18 protein-coding genes, 1 tRNA gene and 1 pseudogene are annotated in these 18,274 nt (G+C 65.8%); 11 read left to right on the forward strand and 9 right to left on the reverse strand.

Annotated elements, in window-relative coordinates; all coding sequences use genetic code 11:
• Positions 1 to 187: 187 nt before the first annotated feature.
• From B1818_RS14995 to B1818_RS15005, 3 genes are read right to left on the reverse strand one after another with little or no spacing between them, the layout of a single operon-like run.
• On the reverse strand, positions 188 to 1,273 hold the full coding sequence (locus B1818_RS14995) for an isocitrate/isopropylmalate dehydrogenase family protein (protein ID WP_078113175.1): 1,086 nt from the start codon (positions 1,271 to 1,273) through the stop codon (positions 188 to 190).
• Positions 1,273 to 4,053 (reverse strand): DNA polymerase I, encoded by a 2,781-nt coding sequence (gene polA, locus B1818_RS15000; RefSeq protein ID WP_078113176.1) that lies wholly within the window; start codon positions 4,051 to 4,053, stop codon positions 1,273 to 1,275. The genes B1818_RS14995 and polA overlap by 1 nt, the downstream gene beginning before the upstream one ends.
• 60 nt (positions 4,054 to 4,113) lie before the next feature.
• The gene (locus B1818_RS15005) at positions 4,114 to 4,686 is read right to left on the reverse strand and encodes a GNAT family N-acetyltransferase (RefSeq protein WP_078113177.1); all 573 of its coding nucleotides are present in this window, start codon (positions 4,684 to 4,686) and stop codon (positions 4,114 to 4,116) included.
• Positions 4,687 to 4,925: 239 nt separating this feature from the next.
• On the opposite strand from B1818_RS15005, the gene B1818_RS15010 reads away from it, so the two are divergent.
• The 4 genes from B1818_RS15010 to B1818_RS15025 are packed head-to-tail and all read left to right on the forward strand — an operon-like array spanning position 4,926 to position 9,050.
• The gene (locus tag B1818_RS15010) at positions 4,926 to 6,200 is read left to right on the forward strand and encodes a branched-chain amino acid ABC transporter permease (RefSeq protein WP_254859703.1); all 1,275 of its coding nucleotides are present in this window, start codon (positions 4,926 to 4,928) and stop codon (positions 6,198 to 6,200) included.
• A 3-nt stretch (positions 6,201 to 6,203) separates the two neighbouring features.
• Positions 6,204 to 7,193: a branched-chain amino acid ABC transporter permease gene (locus B1818_RS15015; protein ID WP_078113178.1), complete on the forward strand. Its 990-nt coding sequence runs from the start codon at positions 6,204 to 6,206 to the stop codon at positions 7,191 to 7,193.
• Positions 7,186 to 8,241 (forward strand): ABC transporter ATP-binding protein, encoded by a 1,056-nt coding sequence (locus B1818_RS15020; protein WP_078113179.1) that lies wholly within the window; start codon positions 7,186 to 7,188, stop codon positions 8,239 to 8,241. Before B1818_RS15015 ends, B1818_RS15020 begins: the two co-directional genes overlap by 8 nt.
• On the forward strand, positions 8,238 to 9,050 hold the full coding sequence (locus B1818_RS15025) for an ABC transporter ATP-binding protein (protein ID WP_078113180.1): 813 nt from the start codon (positions 8,238 to 8,240) through the stop codon (positions 9,048 to 9,050). Before B1818_RS15020 ends, B1818_RS15025 begins: the two co-directional genes overlap by 4 nt.
• A 93-nt stretch (positions 9,051 to 9,143) precedes the next feature.
• Here the strand turns inward: B1818_RS15025 and B1818_RS15030 are convergent, their stop codons facing one another.
• Both B1818_RS15030 and B1818_RS15035 read right to left on the reverse strand, forming a co-directional pair.
• Positions 9,144 to 10,508 carry an ABC transporter substrate-binding protein gene (locus B1818_RS15030; RefSeq protein ID WP_078113181.1) on the reverse strand — a complete coding sequence of 455 codons (1,365 nt, stop codon included), beginning with the start codon at positions 10,506 to 10,508 and terminating at the stop codon, positions 9,144 to 9,146.
• A 194-nt stretch (positions 10,509 to 10,702) separates the two neighbouring features.
• Positions 10,703 to 11,326: an ANTAR domain-containing response regulator gene (locus B1818_RS15035; RefSeq protein WP_065632411.1), complete on the reverse strand. Its 624-nt coding sequence runs from the start codon at positions 11,324 to 11,326 to the stop codon at positions 10,703 to 10,705.
• Positions 11,327 to 11,437: 111 nt separating this feature from the next.
• Between B1818_RS15035 and B1818_RS15040 the strand changes: the two genes are divergently transcribed.
• Positions 11,438 to 11,511 (forward strand) — tRNA-Leu (locus B1818_RS15040).
• A gap of 202 nt (positions 11,512 to 11,713) precedes the next feature.
• Here the strand turns inward: B1818_RS15040 and B1818_RS15045 are convergent.
• Entirely contained in the window at positions 11,714 to 12,223 is a 510-nt protein-coding gene (locus tag B1818_RS15045; protein WP_176455929.1) for a crosslink repair DNA glycosylase YcaQ family protein, read from the reverse strand.
• 9 nt (positions 12,224 to 12,232) lie between these two features.
• Complete coding sequence (locus tag B1818_RS15050) at positions 12,233 to 12,706, reverse strand: hypothetical protein (protein ID WP_058251837.1); 474 nt, start codon at positions 12,704 to 12,706, stop codon at positions 12,233 to 12,235.
• A gap of 329 nt (positions 12,707 to 13,035) precedes the next feature.
• Here B1818_RS15050 and B1818_RS15055 point away from each other — a divergent pair, with 329 nt between their 5' ends.
• The 6 genes and pseudogenes from B1818_RS15055 to B1818_RS24680 all read left to right on the forward strand — a co-directional run bounded on the left by B1818_RS15055 (position 13,036) and on the right by B1818_RS24680 (position 16,711).
• Positions 13,036 to 13,470, forward strand: coding sequence for a hypothetical protein (locus tag B1818_RS15055; RefSeq protein WP_139363026.1), 435 nt, complete (start codon positions 13,036 to 13,038; stop codon positions 13,468 to 13,470).
• Positions 13,471 to 13,633: 163 nt separating this feature from the next.
• Complete coding sequence (locus B1818_RS15060; protein WP_078113184.1) at positions 13,634 to 13,849, forward strand: hypothetical protein; 216 nt, start codon at positions 13,634 to 13,636, stop codon at positions 13,847 to 13,849.
• Positions 13,850 to 14,019: 170 nt separating this feature from the next.
• Positions 14,020 to 14,922 carry a dihydrolipoamide acetyltransferase family protein gene (locus tag B1818_RS15065; RefSeq protein WP_254859704.1) on the forward strand — a complete coding sequence of 301 codons (903 nt, stop codon included), beginning with the start codon at positions 14,020 to 14,022 and terminating at the stop codon, positions 14,920 to 14,922.
• A 9-nt stretch (positions 14,923 to 14,931) separates the two neighbouring features.
• On the forward strand, positions 14,932 to 15,177 hold the full coding sequence (locus B1818_RS15070; protein ID WP_058251833.1) for an acyl carrier protein: 246 nt from the start codon (positions 14,932 to 14,934) through the stop codon (positions 15,175 to 15,177).
• Between the two features lie 22 nt (positions 15,178 to 15,199).
• Positions 15,200 to 16,568: pseudogene (locus tag B1818_RS15075) on the forward strand (erythromycin esterase family protein); the annotation flags it as partial.
• Between the two features lie 20 nt (positions 16,569 to 16,588).
• Complete coding sequence (locus B1818_RS24680; protein WP_265966745.1) at positions 16,589 to 16,711, forward strand: hypothetical protein; 123 nt, start codon at positions 16,589 to 16,591, stop codon at positions 16,709 to 16,711.
• Positions 16,712 to 16,751: 40 nt separating this feature from the next.
• Here the strand turns inward: B1818_RS24680 and B1818_RS15080 are convergent, their stop codons facing one another.
• Both B1818_RS15080 and B1818_RS15085 read right to left on the reverse strand, forming a co-directional pair.
• Positions 16,752 to 17,285, reverse strand: coding sequence for a flavodoxin domain-containing protein (locus B1818_RS15080; RefSeq protein ID WP_231742374.1), 534 nt, complete (start codon positions 17,283 to 17,285; stop codon positions 16,752 to 16,754).
• The gene (locus tag B1818_RS15085; RefSeq protein WP_078113186.1) at positions 17,282 to 18,169 is read right to left on the reverse strand and encodes a slipin family protein; all 888 of its coding nucleotides are present in this window, start codon (positions 18,167 to 18,169) and stop codon (positions 17,282 to 17,284) included. The genes B1818_RS15080 and B1818_RS15085 overlap by 4 nt, the downstream gene beginning before the upstream one ends.
• Between the last annotated feature and the right edge of the window lie 105 nt (positions 18,170 to 18,274).

Genomic DNA, 18,274 nt, shown 5'->3' on the forward strand with positions numbered 1-18,274 from the left:
TGTTGTGCAAGCGATGCCCCCTCTGCTCCCTGAGGTGCGAGGAGCGCTAGCGACGAGCCACGAAGGGTTGGCGACGCATCTCACCAAGACCCTTCGTGACGGCCTCCGCAAGCTCCGGCCTCCTCAGGGAGCAGTAATCGGACCCGCTCCGAGCACAACGAATTTTTTCGTAGTCCGCTCGCAGAGCTCATCGCTCGACGATCCGCCGGACCACCGCGTCGGCGAACTCGGCGGTGCTCGCCTCGCCGCCCAGGTCGCGGGTCGCGGTGTGCGCGAGCGTCTCGGCAACCGCCGAGTCGATCCGGGCACCGGCCGCGACGAGGGCCGCGTCGTCGGTCATCTGCCCGTACCTCTGAAAACCCATTGCCACCGAGGCGATCATCGCGACCGGGTTCGCGATGCCGCGCCCGGCGATATCGGGCGCCGCGCCATGGGTCGCCTGCGCCATCACGCGGGACTCCGAGCTGTTGACCGAACCGGCGATGCCCAGCGAACCGGCAAGCTCGCCGGCGAGGTCGGACAGCACGTCGCCGAAGAGGTTCTCGGTGACGAGGACGTCGAAGTCCGCGGGACGCCGAACCAGCAGCGCCGCCATGGCATCGACGTGTTGCTCGGACACCTCGATCTCGGGGAACCCGGCGGCGATGTCGCGGCACGCATCCCGGAACAGGCCGGTGGTCATGCGCAGGACGTTCGCCTTGTGCACGATGGTCAACCGCGGCTGCCGGTCGGAACCCGCGCGCTCGATCGCGGCGGCGCATGCGACTCGCGCGATTCGCTCCGACGCCGCGCGTGTGACGAGCCCGACCGCCAGTGCCACGTCGGGTGTCGGCATGAATTCGCCGCTGCCGACCGCCATGTTGCGATCGGCGTAGAAGCCCTCGGAATTTTCCCGCACGATCAGGACATCCATGTCCGACCGGAGCGCCGGAACACCCGGAAATGCCCGGGCGGGACGGAGATTGGCGAACAGGTCGTACCGGGTTCGCAGGACCGCTCCCGGCGTGCGGTCCCCATGATCCGGCGGGTACGCCGCCGAGTCGTGGGGACCGACGATCCAGAAGCCGAGCTCGTCGAGGGCCGTCAGCGTCTCCGCGGGCACCGGATCGCCGTGCGAGGTGATCGCAGACAGCCCGAAAGGTAGGTGCTGCCAACTGATCTCGATCGACTCCGCACGAGCGGCTGCCTCGGCGATCGTCACCGCCGCCGGCACGATCTCGGGTCCGATCCCGTCCCCGACGAGGACTCCGAACTCTCTGTCCCGGTCACCCATCAGTGAGCTGCGTCGTCCCAGGAGCGTCCGAACCCGACCGACACCTCCAGCGGGACGGACAAGGTGATGGCACTACCCATCTCTTCCCGGACAACGACCTCGACGGCCTCCCGCTCACCCGAGGCGACCTCGATCACGAGTTCGTCGTGGACCTGGAGAAGTGTTCGCGACGTGAGCCCTTCAGCTGCGAGGCGCTTGTGGACGTTGATCATCGCGACCTTGATGATGTCGGCGGCGGTGCCCTGGATGGGAGCGTTGAGCGCCATCCGTTCCGCGGACTGCCGGCGCTGCCAGTTGTCGCTGTTCAGATCGGGCAGATACCGCCGGCGACCGAACAGTGTTGCGGTGTACTCGTTTCGGCGGGCCTCGGCGACCACGTCGTGCAGATAATCGCGCACCCCGCCGAACCGCGCGAAGTACGCCTCCATCTGCTCCTTGGCCTCGTCGCGGCTGATCTTGAGCTGGGCGGCGAGCCCGAATGCGCTGAGGCCGTACGCGAGTCCGTACGACATGGCCTTCACCCGGTGGCGCATCTCGGTGGTGACCTCGTCGATCGGCACCCCGAAGGCGCGCGACCCGACGAAGTTGTGGAGGTCTTCCCCGGTGTTGAAGGCCTCGATGAGGCCGGCATCCTCCGACAGGTGGGCCATGATCCGCATTTCGATCTGGCTGTAGTCGGCGGTCATGAGGCAGTCGTAGGGCACCCCGGTCGCGGTGTCGGCGCCGACGATGAAGCCGCGCCTGATCTCGCGGCCCGCCTCGGTACGCACCGGGATGTTCTGCAGATTCGGTTCGGTGGACGAGAGGCGTCCCGTCGCGGCGATCGTCTGATTGAACGTCGTGTGAATACGTCCGTCGTCCGCGACCGACTTCAGGAGCCCGTCGACGGTGACCTTCAGCCGCGTCGCGTCGCGGTGCTCGAGGAGGTGCGCGAGAAAGGGATGCTCTGTCTTCTCGTACAACGACTGCAACGCGTCGGCGTCGGTGGTGTAACCGGTCTTGGTCTTCTTCGTCTTCGGCATGTCCAGCTTGTCGAAGAGAATGGTCTGCAACTGCTTCGGCGAACCGAGGTTGATCTGTTCTCCGATGACCTCGTAGGCCGCCTCGGCCGCCGCGCGGATCCGATCGGCGAACATCCGCTCGAGGGCACCGAAATGGTCGACGTCGACCGCGATGCCCGCGGCCTCGGCATCGGCCAGCACGAACGACAGCGGCAGTTCCATCTCGGTGAGCAGCGGTTTGGAGTCGATCCGGTCCAATTCCGTGTCGAGCGTGTCGGCGAGTTCCTGGACCGCGCGCGCCTCGAGCATGTGCTGTTCGGCCACCCGACCGTCGGAATCGTCGTCGAGCAGCGACATCTGGCCGTCGCCCGGACCGCCGTCGGCGCGCAGTTCACGACGCAGGTAGCGCAGCGCGAGGTCGTCGAGGTTGAACGTCCGCTGTCCCGGTCGGACCAGGTAGGCGGCGAGCGAGGTGTCGCTGGTGACACCGTCGAGTTTCCAGCCGCGTGAGCGCAGTGCGTGTACGGCCCACTTCGCCTCGTGAACCGCCTTCGGCGCGGTCGGGTCGGCGAACCAATCCCCCAGTGCCGCCTCGTCTTCGGGATTCAGCGCGGTCACGTCGACATACGCCGACGTCCCGTCGGCGGCCGCGATCGCCACCCCGGTCGGGTCCGCGCCGACCACGACATGCGGGGCGGTGACGGCGAGACCGACGCGACCGGTGCGCGCATGTTCGGTCAGCCATCCGGCGACCTCACCGGCACCCAGGACCGCACCGTCGAGATCGAAACCTGCTTCCGCCTCGGGTTCGACAGAACTCAACGTCGAGAAGAGACGATCCCGCAACACCCGGAATTCCAGGTCGTCGAACAGCTGGTGGATACGGTCCCGGTCCCACCCGACCATGGCCAGGTCGTCGGGGGACGTCGGCAGCTGCATGTCCCGGACGAGCTCGGTGAGCTGCCGGTTGGTCTGCACCGACGCCAGATGCGCGCGTAACGCGTCGCCGACCTTGCCCTTGACCTCGTCGACGTGATCGACGAGGGCCGCGAGCGACCCGTACTCGCGGATCCACTTCGAGGCGGTCTTCTCCCCGACCCCGGGGATACCCGGCAGGTTGTCGCTGGGGTCACCGCGCAGCGCGGCGTAGTCGGGGTACTGGGTGGGGGTGAGACCGTACTTCTTCTCGACCTCCTCGGGCGTGAACCGTGTGAGGTCCGAGACACCCTTGCGCGGATAGAGCACCGTGGTGGAGGCGTCGACGAGCTGTAGCGAGTCGCGGTCGCCGGTGACGATCAGGACCTTGTATCCGTCCTCCCGGGCCCGGGTCGCCAGGGTCGCGATGATGTCGTCGGCCTCGTAACCCTCGATGGCCAACACCGAGACACCCAGCGCGTCCAGGACCTCTTTGGTGAGATCGACCTGGCCGTTGAACTCGTCCGGGGACTTGGACCGCTGCGCCTTGTACTCCGGATACATCTCTGACCGGAACGTCTTGCGTGAGACGTCGAAGGCCGCGGCGATGTGCGTCGGCTCCTCGTCGCGCAGCAGGTTGATCAGCATCGAGGTGAAGCCGTAGACGGCGTTGGTCGTCTGACCCGAATGGGTCTTGAAGTTCTCCGCCGGGAGCGCGAAGAACGCTCGGTACGCCAGAGAGTGCCCGTCGAGCAGCATCAAGACCGGCTGCTTGGTCTTGCCCTTGGCGCCGGGTGCCGCCTTGCCCGTCGATCCGGTGGCCTTGGCTGGGGTCGTTGCCGGGGAACTCTGCGCTGGACTCACAATCGCCGAGTCTAGTGACCGCCCCCGACACGGCCGGGCCGACTCCTCACACTCGGCCTCTCACGGGAGGGGCCGGTACATGGACCACACCTTGGGGCCGTCGAGCGGCAGTTCGAACTCCTCGGTCACGCTGAACCCGAAACGCTCGTAGAGAGGCACGTTGCGGACGTTCGAGCACTCGAGGTAGGCGGGCCCGTCGATCTGCTCGAGTCGATGCCCCAGGAGAGACGTGCCCACCCCGACCCCGTGCACCGGCGCCCCGATCTGACCGAGGTACCAGTGCGGCTCCTTGGGACGTCGTTTGCCGAACTCCTCCTCCAGCTTCATCCCGCGGCTCATCCGCGACCCCATCGCCCGGAAGAAGCCGACCATCGACACCATCTGCGACCGGGCCGAGACCTTGTGGCCCGGGGGATCCCAGGCGGCGGCACCGACCGGTTGTCCGTCACGCATCGCGAGATCGAGCGTCGAATTCGGGCCGTGGCTGTACTTGAGCAGGGTGCGGAACATGATGAGGTGCCGCGCCGTGTCGGGCTGCATCCAGACCGTCACCGGGTCGTCGGCGAAGGCCTGCGCCAGGAGCGATGCGGCGAGTTCGACGTCTGAGGTTGTGGACACGCTGACCGGGACCATCGGACCAGCGTACGACCCGGATCGGGTCTCCGACAGCACATCGCGACTTCCCGACGTGGCTCTGTCCGCGAGAAGTTACCTCCGGGAAACGTCGTTGTCGCCACGTGGTGACGACGCTGGCGCTAATGTCCCGCAGGGTGACATCGCAACGCGCCGGCATCTCGCCGCAGACGCCGCCACGATGCGCTCTCGACGACCGTCCCGATCGAGAGAGCCATCCGTCTGGCCCCCTTCCACCGATGCGCCGATCGGCGATCGCGATGCTGGTGTTCCTCGCCGCGTCGATGCTGTTCGGATTGTTCGGCGCCTCCCCCGCCGCGGCCGCGCCGGGCGACTCGGTCCGCGTCTTCGGCGTGCTGCGCAACGGTACGGACAAGGTGGCCGGCGTCGAACTCGAGGCCAAGGACGCCTCCGGGACCGTTGTCGGCACGGCGACCTCGTCGGCCACGGGCGCGTGGTCCATCAACGTGCCGCCCGGTCAGTACACGATCGTCGTCAACACCGACTCGCTCCCCGACGGCGTCGAGGTCCAGAAGGCGGAGTTGCCCGTCGACGTCAGCGGGGGGACCGCGCGACCGGTCATCTTCTCCTTCGGCGACGTCCGGACCGGCACCGAGGTGTCGGCGATCTCCGAATTGACGCGGCTGGCCATCGACGGCATACGGTTCGGCCTGATCATCGCGATCACCGGGGTGGGACTCAGCCTCATCTTCGGTACCACCGGGCTGACGAACTTCGCCCACGGCGAGTTGGTGACCCTCGGCGCGGTGATCGCGTGGGTCATCAACGTCAAGCTCGGCGTCCAGCTGATCCCGGCGACGATACTGGCGGTGATCGTCGGGATCGGTATCGGCATCCTCAACGAGCTCGGCCTGTGGAGACCGCTGCGAAGACGACGAACCGGGCTGATCGCCATGCTCGTCGTGTCGATCGGCCTGTCACTGGTGCTGCGCTACCTGATCCTGATCTTCTTCTCCGATCGCGCCGAACCGTTCGACGACTATCAGGCGCAGACCCAGATCGGTTCGGGTCCGTTCGCGATCACTCCGGTCAACCTGGCCTGCATCATCATCAGCGTCGTGGTCCTGCTCGGCGTCGCACTGCTGTTGCAGCGCACCAGGATCGGCAAGGCCATGCGGGCCGTCGCCGACAACAAGGATCTCGCCGAGTCGTCGGGTATCGACGTCGACCGGGTCATCTTGTTCGTGTGGGCCCTGGCCGGTGGTCTGGCGACACTCGGCGGCGTGATGTTCGCGCTGTCCGAACTCGGCGGCCGGGTGCAGTGGGAGATGGGCTTCAAACTGCTCCTGCTGATGTTCGCCGGCATCACGTTGGGCGGACTCGGCACGGCCTACGGCGCACTGCTCGGATGTGTCATCGTCGGTCTGCTGGTCCAGTTGTCGACCTACATCCTCAGTCCGGACCTGAAGTACATCGGCGGGCTGTTGATCCTGATCATCATCCTGACCATCCGGCCTCAGGGCATTCTCGGATCTCGAGCGAGGATCGGCTGACCCATGGACATCATCTCAGCGCTCCAGATAGCGATCGCCCAGCTGATCGGCCCGTCGGCGATCTTCTACGCCCTGCTGGCCATCGGCCTGAACCTGCACTTCGGCTACGCCGGACTGCTCAACTTCGGCCAGATCGCCTTCGCACTGCTCGGGGGATACGGCGTCGGCATCATGGCGGTGAACTACGACCAGCCGTTGTGGCTCGGCGCCATCATCGGCATCGCCGCGGCCGGGATGCTGGCCGTGGTGCTCGGCCTGCCGACCCTGCGCCTGCGCGCCGACTATCTGGCGATCGTCACAATCGCGGCATCGGAGATCCTGCGTCTGGTCTTCCGTTCGACGTCGACCGACGATTTCACCCGATCGACCAACGGCATCTACGGATACGCGGGCAGCTTCTTCTCCATCAGCCCGTTCGACAACGGCAAGCAGTATTCGTTCCTCGGGGTCAAGTTCCTCGGCGGCGACCTGTGGTCGATGGTGGTCGGCTGGATCGTCGTCGGCCTGCTGTGCCTGATGGTGTATCTGCTCGTCCGCAGTCCGTGGGGCCGCGTCCTCAAGGCGGTACGCGAGGACGAGGACGCCGCACGCTCACTGGGCAAGAACGCCTACTTCTACAAGATGCAGGCGCTGGTGCTCGGCGGTTGCATCGGCGGCCTCGCGGGTGTCTTCAATGCCTTTGCGACGCAGTCGATCAATCCCGACTTCTACTCGACCGCACAGACGTTCTTCGCCTACGGCGCGCTGATCCTCGGCGGGGCGGCGACGGTGTTCGGCCCGGTGCTCGGCGCCATGTTGTTCTGGTTCCTCCTCGCCGTCCCCGACGCACTGCTGCGGCAGGCCACGTCCGGCGACGACCCGCTGTTGAATCTGTCCGCACAGCAGGTCGGCGCATTCCGCTACGTTCTGCTCGGTCTGGCGATCATCCTGATGATGGTGTTCAGACCGCAGGGCCTGCTCGGGAACAAGAGGGAGGTGCAACTCGATGCCTGACGACTCCACCTACACGGGTGCCGCGGCCATCCGGGCGACGCGCCGGGACCTCACCGCGCTCTCGGCCGCGGAACGGTCGCAGCTGTTCGCCGGTGTGGCCGCCGAGTCGGGTTCGCCCAAACCCGATCCGATCATCGTGGTGGACAACATCTCCCGTACTTTCGGCGGCATCAAGGCGGTGCAGGTCGATCATCTCGAGGTGCAGCGCGGCGCCATCACCGGCCTCATCGGCCCCAACGGCGCGGGCAAGACCACCTTCTTCAACCTGATCACCGGCTTCGACAAGCCCGACTCGGGCACGTGGTCGCTCAACGGCGACTCCCTGGGCCGGATGGTCCCGCATCAGGTGGCCCGCCGCGGCATGGTGCGCACGTTCCAGCTCACCAAAGCGCTCGCGAAACTGACTGTGCTGGACAACGTCCGGCTCGGCGCGACCGGGCAGCGGGGCGAACACTTCCTCGCCGCACTCGCGCCCTGGGTGTGGCGCAGGCAGGAAGCCGAGGTCACCGAACGTGCACACGAGTTGCTCCGGCGCTTCAAACTCGACGCCAAGGCCGACGACTTCGCCGGCTCCCTGTCGGGCGGGCAGCGCAAGCTGCTGGAGATGGCGCGCGCCCTGATGACCGACCCCGAGATCGTGATGCTCGACGAGCCCATGGCGGGCGTCAACCCGGCCCTCACCCAGAGTCTGCTCGAACACATCAAGTCGCTGCGGGACGAAGGCGTCACGGTCGTCTTCGTCGAACACGACATGGACGTCATCCGCGACATCAGCGACTGGGTCGTCGTGATGGCCCAGGGTCAGATCATCGCCGAGTCGCTCCCGGATCGGTTGGGCGACAACGACGCCGTCGTGGACGCGTACCTCGGCGGGCATCACGACCAGGCCCTGGAGTTCGACGATCAGGGCCGGCCCGTCGGCGCCACCGCCGTACTCGCCGAGAAGGTCGAGGCGGCCATCGAGGCGACACTGGAGGAGGGCGGCGATCTCTCCGAGGTCACCGAACTGCCCCCCACGACCTCGGACACGAAGAAGGACGGACGATGAGCACCGACCCCGGTCCCGGACAGCTGACGCCCGCGCAACTCGCGGCCACCGCCGAGGAGCACCGCAAGCTGGCCGGCGACGCCCTGATGCGGGCCGACGACATCACCGCCGGCTACCTGCCCGGCATCAACATCCTCGAGGAATGCAACTTCTACCTCGGTGACGGGGAGATCGTCGGGATCATCGGCCCCAACGGTGCCGGGAAGTCGACGCTGTTGAAGACCCTGTTCGGACTGATCCCGGTGCGCAAGGGTTCGGTGACCCTCCGCGGCGCCGACATCACCTCGGCCAAGGCCCACGTCCTCGTCGACAAGGGTGTCGGTTACGTCCCCCAGACGCAGAACGTGTTCCCCGCGTTGACGATCGAGGAGAATCTCGAGATGGGCGTCTATCTGCGGCCCAAGACCTTCGCCAAGCGGTTCGAGTTCGTGTCCGAACTCTTCCCGCTGCTCTCGGAACGGCGAAAGATCAAGGCGGGTGCGCTCTCCGGCGGCGAACGGCAGATGGTCGCGATGGGCCGTGCGCTCATGATGGACCCGGCGGTACTGCTGCTCGACGAGCCGTCGGCCGGTTTGTCCCCGATGTTCCAGGACGAGGTGTTCATCCGCTGCAAGGCGATCAACGCGACCGGCGTCTCGATCATCATGGTCGAGCAGAACGCCCGGCGGTGCCTGCAGATCTGCGACCGCGGGTACGTCCTCGACCAGGGCCGCAACGCCTACACGGACACCGGCCGCAACCTGGCCAAGGACCCCAAGATCATCGAGCTCTACCTCGGCACGCTCGCGGGCAGCTCCGAGAAGAACTGAGGTCATAGGGCCGTTCCGGCGGCACTTCCCCCGCTGACCGCACCGACGACGAGACCCCCGGCCGAAGCCGGGGGTCTCGTCGTATCCGGGGTCTTACTGCGCCGCGACCGAGACGTACTTGCGCGTGGGGGTGAGCAGCTTGTTGGCGTCGTCGAACTCCAACACACCATACGAGCCGACACTCGGCTCACCGGCTGCGTTGAACGCCAGGTTGCCGGTCTTGCCGACGTAGGCGATCGTCTTGCCACCGTTCAACAGGTCCAGGCAGGCCTGGTAGGAGTCGCAGTTCTCCTCGCCGTTGGTCACACCGATGATGTTGGCCGCGATAGCCCGTCCGTCGGTCGACTTGGCCGCGGTGGCGGCGAGTGCACTCAGCACCGTGGCGTCATAGCTCTCACCCGAGTAGTTGAAGTCGATGAGATCGCCGTCGACCTCCTTCAGGGCCGCCTGGAAGTCGCCGCTGGTCTGGGTGAGTGGCGTCGTGCCCTTCATACCCGCGAGCAGGCCCGGACCGACGGCCTCACCGAGGGCGTTACCCATGTTGCCGTCGACACCGTAGACGAGCTTGCCGTCGCTCGGGCCGATGCCCACCTCGTGCATACGGGTGATGATCTTGGCGCTCTCCTCGAAACCGATGACCGCGATGCCGTCCGGGTTGAAGTTCTTCACCTGATCGACCTCGGCGTTGAACGACTGGGCGTTCGGGTCGTAGATGATCTTCTGGATCTGGTCGGCCGGGACACCCGCGGCCTCGAGATCGCGAACGGTGTTGTCGGCCAGTCCGGTTCCGTACGGGTCGTTGAGCGCCAGGATCGACACGCGCTGCACGCCGTCTTCGGCCATCGTCTGCGAGAGCGCCTGCGCCTGGAGGGTATCCGCCGGTGCGGTGCGGAAGTACTGCCCCTTGTCCTCGTAGCAGGTGAATTCGTCGGAGGTGTTGGCGGGCGAGAACATGACCGCACCCGCGTTGGCGACCTTGTCGATCACCTTCAACGACACCGAGGACGACGCGGCACCGATGATCACCTGCGTTCCGGCGCTGAGTTCGCGGTCGACGGTGGCGTTGGCCGTGTCTGTCGTGGTGTCTCCGGAGTCACCGGTGACGAGCTCGACGGGTTGGTCGAGAACCCCGCCGGCGGCATTGATGTCCTTGATCGCGAGCTCCACGCCCGCCTCCATGGGCGGTCCGAGGAAGGCCAGCGAACCGGTCGCCGGAAGCAGGGTGCCGACCTTGAGTGCAGCCGTGCTCGCCGGGCCGGGGACGGCCTTGGGCGGGTTGCACGCCAGCTTCTGTGCGAGGCCGAGGCCCGGAGGTGCGGGGGTGGACTCGACGGCGGCACTCGACGACGCCTCGGAACCGCCGTCGGAACCCGAATCTGAGCTGCTACAGCCCGCGACCACCAGCGTCGCCGCCGCGGTCACGACCACTGCCCCGCTCCTCAAAAAGCGTACGGACATCGATGCTCTCCTTGCGTCTGGCCTCTGCGTTCGGCGGTCGGCCGGTGCGTTCGGCGTTTGTCACGAAGGCGGCGCATCGCCGTAGGGCGAACCGCGCCTCGCAGGAGAAAAGCTAGCGCGATCTTGTTGCGGCTGCGTAAAGACAGTGAAACTGGTTTGCGCGCAGAGGCATTGCGTCGTCCAGGGGTTCTGAATCAGTCGCTGCCGAGCGTCTCGACGACAACCTGCGCAACGGCTTTCATGGTGGTCCGGCGGTCCATGGCCGCGCGCTGTATCCATTTGAAGGCCTCTGGTTCGGACAGAGCCTGCTTCTCCATCAGCAGGCCCTTGGCCCGCTCCACGAGCTTGCGGGTCTCCAGCCGCTCGTTCATGGTCGCGACCTCGCGCTCGAGCTGTTTGAGCTCCTGGTAGCGACTCACCGCCACCTCGATGGCCGGCACCAGATCGGCCTTCGTGAACGGCTTGACGAGATAGGCCATGGCACCGGCGTCGCGCGCCTTGTCGATGAAGTCGCGTTGGCTGAACGCGGTCAGCATGACGACCGGGGCGAGTCGCTTCTCGGCGATCTCGGTCGCGGCATCGATACCGTCGCGCACCGGCATCTTGATGTCCATGATGACGAGGTCGGGGGCCAGCGACTCGGTCAATTCCACGGCGACCTGCCCGTTCGGCGCCTCGCCGACGACGTCGTAGCCCTCTTCACGCAGCATCTCGATCAGATCCATCCGGATCAGCGAATCGTCCTCGGCCACCAGCACGCGGTGTGTTGTCGTGGTCTCACCGGCTGCGGTCGTCGCACTGTCGGTCACCGTCACCATCCCCTCCTCCACGTCGCTGACGCCACGTCTGTGTGCACGCAGAGTACCGGTTGGCAGGCCGCTCGGCCGATCATCTAGAGTTGGTTCCCGGCGCGGGCAACCCGCGCACTGGCCCCCGTAGCCCAATTGGCAGAGGCAACGGATTCAAAACCCGTCCAGTGTCAGTTCGAGTCTGACCGGGGGCACGAAGCTCACATGTTCAAAGGTGGTTTCCGGGTTCTCGTCCTTGCCATGCACAGATGACGCATGGCAGACGCATGACACCCGATCTCCCCGCCTCAGTCTTTTGCCTCTCCGACCGACAGGTAATCACCCTTCCCTGTTTCGCTTCGTCTCCGTCGGTGTAAACGCCGACTGGAAAACACCCTTATGGACCCGATTCCCGATTCAAACCCGGGGCGATTCATGTCGTCTAATGCCATGCTCATAGATTGTCCTCTCACTGATGAGCACTGGACTTACACAGACCATCTGACACCCCCGCCCGAGGACGTCGCAGATTTCGACACCACACAGCTCGACGGCGTCGGTAATTGTCATGCCGAGCTCATCGAGCAACTGTTGGGCGCCGCTGACGAAGTGGCGCAGTGCGTCGTCGCTGGCGGGTAGCACACCAGTGGTGAACACCGTCACGTCCCGGGTGGGGATGAAGTACGGTGCGCCTCGCATCGCCCAGGTTTGCAGCAGTATTCGGTCCTCCACAGCCGCTGCGACCATGTTTGCCGTCACGCCGTGCACCCTCGCGTGCAGCGACAGAAGCGCAGATCCTGGTGGGCTGTTCTGGATGCCGCATCGTGCACTGCCCGCGACAATACCGTTGTCTCCCAGACGATTTGCCAACCCGTGCGCGGACAACCGATACGCGATCACCTGCTCCGCCGAGACACTGTCAGCCACGCCGCACACTCACCGATCGGACGCACTCGTAGGTTCTGTTGTCGAGCGATCGACGAGTGCGTGACGAACGAAGCGGACGACTGTCACCACCAGGGCGAGCACGGTGCCCGCGATGGCCACGATGAGCACCGTGCGCGTGAGCGTCGTCCACGGCACGGTGGACTCATCGGCGAAGTCGAACGGGAAGACCTGCCAGAGACGGATCAGGGCCACGAGGGTGATCGCATCGGAGACCACTTCGCCGATGGCTTTCAGCGGCGGCGGGTCGGCGATGAGGTACACCGCGTTGACGACGATTCCCGCTACCAGTGCCGCAATAAGCCAGCCGAGCACATCGCCTGTTTCCTCGGTGAGGAACGGGACCGTATCCCAGCCCGGCCATCGCACCAGCAACCCGAGGAGGGCGCCGTCGACGACCAGAGTGGCCAGATAGCCGAACCGGCGGCGGCCGGATGCCGGTGAGACTGTCGAACTGAGAGCCATGTGGGTCTCCTTCTGTGCTGGAGCGTCGCACGGAGATGACGTCGAGCCTGCTTGTCGTCGGCGAAGAGCCGGTGTGACTCGGTCCGGAACCGTGACAGAGTGCGACGAGGATTGGCGCGCCCACGTCACCAAGTCCAGTTGAACCCATGCGCAGTTGAGACGCCCGAGTCCAAAGTCCCTAATTACGACCCTCGAGGGTCGCACCGTGTGCCCCGGACGGCGGCACGGTCACGACTTCAGACAAGGGTGACCTTCGCCCCTCCTCGCCGTGTCTGTCGACATCGATGATGGACATTGGAGCAGACCACGCACCACGAACGGACATGCCGATGGCCACGACCTCTTCGATGGATCGTCGCATCGGCTGGAAACGATCGCTCGCTGTCTTTTTCACCGCACTCACCGCGCTGCTGGCCTACGCGGGGGCGGTGGGACTGGCCGGGGGTGGCACCGACTTCGGGCCGACGGTCAATGCGCGCCTTCCCTGGCACAGTCCGGTGCTGGCCGGGATCGGGTTGGCGCTACTGGTCGGACTCCCGATGACGGTCGCAGCCTGGCTTTTACCTAACAATCAACGCTCCGACACGGCGATGATCTCGATCTTTGCCGGAGGATGGTTGATCGGATGGATCGCCGTGCAACTCGCCGTGATCCGTACGCTCAATCCGTTGCAGGCCGCCTGCGTCGGCGTTGGAGCCGTCCTGATCGGACTCGGCATGTCCGTGCGTCACGAGCTCGGCTCCCGCACCCGCCCACGACCGTGATCTCGCAACTAGGAGGGACGATTCGATGAAGGACACTGTCGGTACTGCCTTCGGTACGTCGTTGACGATCCTGCATTACCTCCCGGTTCCAGGACCCGTCGTCACCGACGTCCTTGCGGGCAGTATGCCGATGCGGGTCGCGTCCCGTTGTTGAGGACGCGTCTTGGCGGCACCGAATGATGACGCGAGTCAACGAGCAGACGATCCGCATCGCGAGACGGCGTCGATCGACATCGAGGACGCCGGTGGCGCCTCGGCCCCGGCCAGTCTGGCGGTGACCCTCTCGATGCCGATGGGCGGCACGCTCATGCGATTCCTCGCCCGGGTCAGGGACGCCGAAGGCGAAGCGACCGGAGAGGTACTGCGCAGCGCCACCTAGGCGAGACCATCCCGGTCGGCACGGTGATGGCAACCTTCTATGAACCGGGTGAGGCGGCATGCGACGCGGCGCAACCCCGTCCCGGCGAAGCGACGTCGCCGGAGGCGGCCATCCATGCCCAACCAGAGCCCGCCCAGCTAGAGCCCGCCCAGCCAGAGCCCGCCCCGGAGATGGCTCGGGCATCTCCGTCGACCGGTCGGGCCGCGCCCCGGGCTCCGGCGGCGTCCACGAAGCCGGTAGGCCCCTACACCGGCCCGGGCGTGCGGAGCCGAGTGCGCATCTCCCCCGCAGCCGCCCGTCGCGCGCGAGACCTCGCCGTCGATCCCGGTCGTGTCCGGGGAACCGGACCTGATGGCGCGATCACTCTCGACGACGTCGAGCATTGTCGCCCAGATGAGCCCGACAGACGCGCGAGTGACATGCGCCGGACGATCGCGGCCGCGATGAGTCGTTCCAAACGAGAGATCCCGCACTACTACCTCGCCGAGACGATCCCGATGGAAGCGGCGACGAGATGGTTGTCCGAACGCAATGCCCGACGTCCCGTGGAGGAACGGATCCTCTCCGCGGTTCTCTTCCTCAAGGCGGTGGCACTGGCCGCGCAGAGGTACCCGGAGATGAACGGATTCTGGCGCGACGACGATTTCACACCGCAAGCACGCGTTCACGTGGGTGTGGCGATCGCCTTGCGGCGAGGCGGATTGATCGCCCCTGCCATTCACGACGTGACGGACAAATCACTCGACGCCCTGCAGGCCGACCTGATCGATCTGGTGGCCCGTGCCCGTAGCGGCCGACTTCGCAGCTCGGAATTCACGGACTCGACGATAACCGTGACCAATCTCGGCGACAACGGCGTCGAGACCGTGTTCGGCGCGATCTATCCGCCGCAGGTCGCGCTGGTCGGCACCGGAACGATGACCTATCGACCCTGGGTGATCGACGGCGAGATGCGCCCTGTGCCGCTCGTCAACACGTCACTGTCGGCCGACCATCGAGCCAGCGACGGGCGCCAGGGCGCACGATTTCTCTGCGCCGTCCGAGAACTGCTGCAACAACCAAACGAGCTTTGAGGAGCACTCATGGACGACGAGACGATCACCACGGCGGTCGTGGACGCTCTGCTCGCGGTAGCACCAGAACTGTCCAGGGAGAGCATCTCGGTCGATGAGCCGATACGCGAAATCGCCGAACTGGACTCAGTCGACTGGCTGAGCTTCTTGACGGGCATCAAGAAGCGGCTCGAGATCGAAGTGCCCGAGAACGACTATGCCACTTTGCAAACCGTCACCGACGTCGTTCGGTACGTGAAGGGAATCCCGCGATGAACTCGCCGATGACGATACCCCAGTTGTTCGCGACCGTCGCGAGGCCGGACGGGTCCTCGCCGAACTCTTGTCCGGATTCCACGATCACGACGACGTCGTCGTCCTCGGATTGGCGCGTGGCGGGGTTCCGGTCGCGTTCGAGGTGGCATCGGCTCTGCGACTACCGTTGGATGTGTTCGTGGTTCGCAAGCTCGGACTGCCAGGCCACGAGGAGTTCGCCTTCGGCGCAATCGCTTCCGGCGGGCGCATCGTCCTCAACGACGACGTGGTGAGGGCAGGTCGAGTCACTCACGAACAGTTGCGACGGGTGATCGAACGGGAGACCCGCACCCTCGAAGATCGAGAGAGCCGGTACCGGGGTGTTCGCGCGCCGGTGGAGATCGCCGGCACGACGGTCATCCTCGTCGACGACGGGCTCGCGACCGGGGCCAGTATGCGGGCGGCGGTCAGTGCCCTCCGGGAACGAGAGCCTTCCGCGGTGGTCATCGCGGTTCCGGTCGCCCCCGAATCGACCTGTCGTGAGCTCGCCGAGTCGGTTGACGAAGTCGTGTGCGCATCCATGCCGACCCCGTTCGCGGCGGTAGGCCAGTCGTACCGAGCCTTCCCTCAGGTCACCGACGACGAGGTCCGAACTCTGCTGTCCACATCCACCACCTCGCCGCCGACGCAACTTCCGGATGAACAGACTCTTGCGGTCGTCGTCACTCGATCGGCAGTCGAGTGCACCGACGGCGTCCCGCCGGATGCCGTACTCGACGACTTCGTGGGGGACGCCCGATTCGTGCTGATAGGTGAGAGCTCCCACGGCACCGAAGAGTTCTACGAGTCCCGCGCCCGCATCACTCAGTGGCTCATCGAGAACAAGGGCTTCAAGGCCGTGGCTGCGGAGGCGGACTGGCCGGACGCCTACCGGGTGAACCGATGGCTTCACGGCGAGGGATCGGATGGCTCTCGACGAGGCACTTTCAGGGTTTGATCGGTTCCCGGCCTGGATGTGGCGAAACACCGTCGTGCGAGATTTCCTCGACTGGCTGCACCGATACAACGCCGGCCGGCCCGAGGGTGACGAACGCGTCGGCTTCTACGGGCTCGACCTCTACAGTCTGCACCGCTCCATGCAGGACGTGATCGCATACCTGCACACTGTCGATCGCGAGGCAGCACGGCGCGCTCGGGCTCGGTACGCATGTTTCGACCACTCCACGGCCGCAGATGGGCAGGCCTACGGTTACGCCGCCGCGTTCGGCGCGGGCCAATCGTGCGAGCGCCAGGTCGTCACCCAGCTGGTCGACATGTACGCCGCGACCTTGGATCGAATTCGCAGCGACGGCATGGCGGCTCAGGACGAACTGTTCTGCGCTCGACGAAACGCCTTCGCGGTGCGAGGTGCAACGTCCTGTGGTGGCCACTCATGGCGGTCAGTGAACGGGATTCGATCCGCTACCACGTCATCGACGACAGCACCCGAGGCAGCCTCTTGTCGGGTGTGCACACCGAAGCGGGCGGGCGCGAGTGGTGGCGGCCGACGGTATGACAAGGTCCGGTCTTCTGAGAGGTCGCAAGCGCACACTCACTCAGTGGCCGTCATCTGACTGGGCAGACCTTCGGTCGGCGAGGATTTGTTCGGTCCATCGGTCGATGTCGTCCCAGTCCCGGGCATCGCCGTATCGGCCACCCATGAGGCGGAAGACAACTCGTCCCAGACCGGGCCAGTCACCCGGGGATATGGCGCCGGCGAAGGCGCGGTGGCCACGCAACGCGCCCGTGTGCTCCATGGCCGCAACCGCACGTGGAACCGGTGTCCGAGGACGCAACCACCGTGCGACCAGAGGTGACAGGAATGTCGATGTCGCACCGATGGACGAGACCGAGAACGCCCACACCGGCGCGGGCGCGGCCTCGGCCAGCGAATCGGCGAGATGCTCGGCGGCGGGCAGCCATTGGCCATTGTGAATCGCGCTGCCGACGACCAGGCGCTCTGCCCGGTCAGGCGTATGGTCACCGCGAAGCGGCCAGAGCTCCACCGAGTCCCCGCCGGCGCGCAAACCTCCGGCAATTCGTTGCGCCACACCCTCGGTGGCACCGTGGGCACTGTCGAACGCGATCACAGTGTGCACGGTGCTGACTCCGACCCACGGGTGCGTGCCGCGGGGACAGCCGCGCCGTCAACCGCGCCAGTCACGTCCGCACCGTCTCCGCCGATGCTCGGGTGTGAATGCGCGCGCATCTCACGGGATAGAAACGCGTCGAGATCGGCGAGCGAGGACATCAACGGTGCCGGAAACACCACTGTCGTGTTCTTCTCGACCCCGATCTCGATCAGGGTCTGCAGGCTGCGAAGCTGTAATGCGATCGGGTGGTCGGCCATGGTCTTCGCTGCGGTGGAGAGTTGATGCGCAGCGACGGCTTCACCTTCCGCTGCGATGATCTTCGCGCGCTTCTCGCGCTCTGCCTCCGCCTCGCGTGCCATCGCGCGTTGCATCCCCCCGGGTAGCTGGATGTCCTTGAGCTCGACCAGACGGACCTCGACGCCCCATTCCTGCACGGTCATCTCGAGGATTCGCCGGATGTCGTCATTGATGGTGTCGGTATGCGCCAGTGCATCGTCGAGCGAATGTCGGCCGACCACCTTGCGCAGGGTGGTCTGGGCGATCTGGTTGATCGCCGCATGGACGTCCTCGACCTCCACCACCGCCTTCACCGGGTCGACCACTCGGTAGTAGGCCACCGCCGAGATGTCCACACTCACGTTGTCGCGGGTGATGATTCCCTGCGATTGGATCGGCATGGTGACGACACGCATCGACACCCTGATCATTCGGTCGGCAAGGGGGATGATCACACGTAGACCCGGATCACGGGTGCCCGCCAGTTTGCCGAAGCGCAGCACGACTCCGCGTTGATACTCCAACACGATCCGGACCGCGGTGATCGCGACGATCACGATCACCACTGTCACGCAGGCGATCACGACCCACGAGGTTGTCGTCATGGTCCCGCTCCCCTCTCGGAGGTTCGACCACCAGTAGAAGCGATGACGAGAGGCGTCGATAGGGCCGACCGGCTTGGAACCGGGTGGCTTTCGACCCTCCTCACA

It is taken from the genome of Gordonia sp. IITR100 (assembly GCF_002009645.1).
In the GTDB taxonomy this organism is placed as follows: Bacteria; Actinomycetota; Actinomycetes; order Mycobacteriales; family Mycobacteriaceae; genus Gordonia; species Gordonia hongkongensis.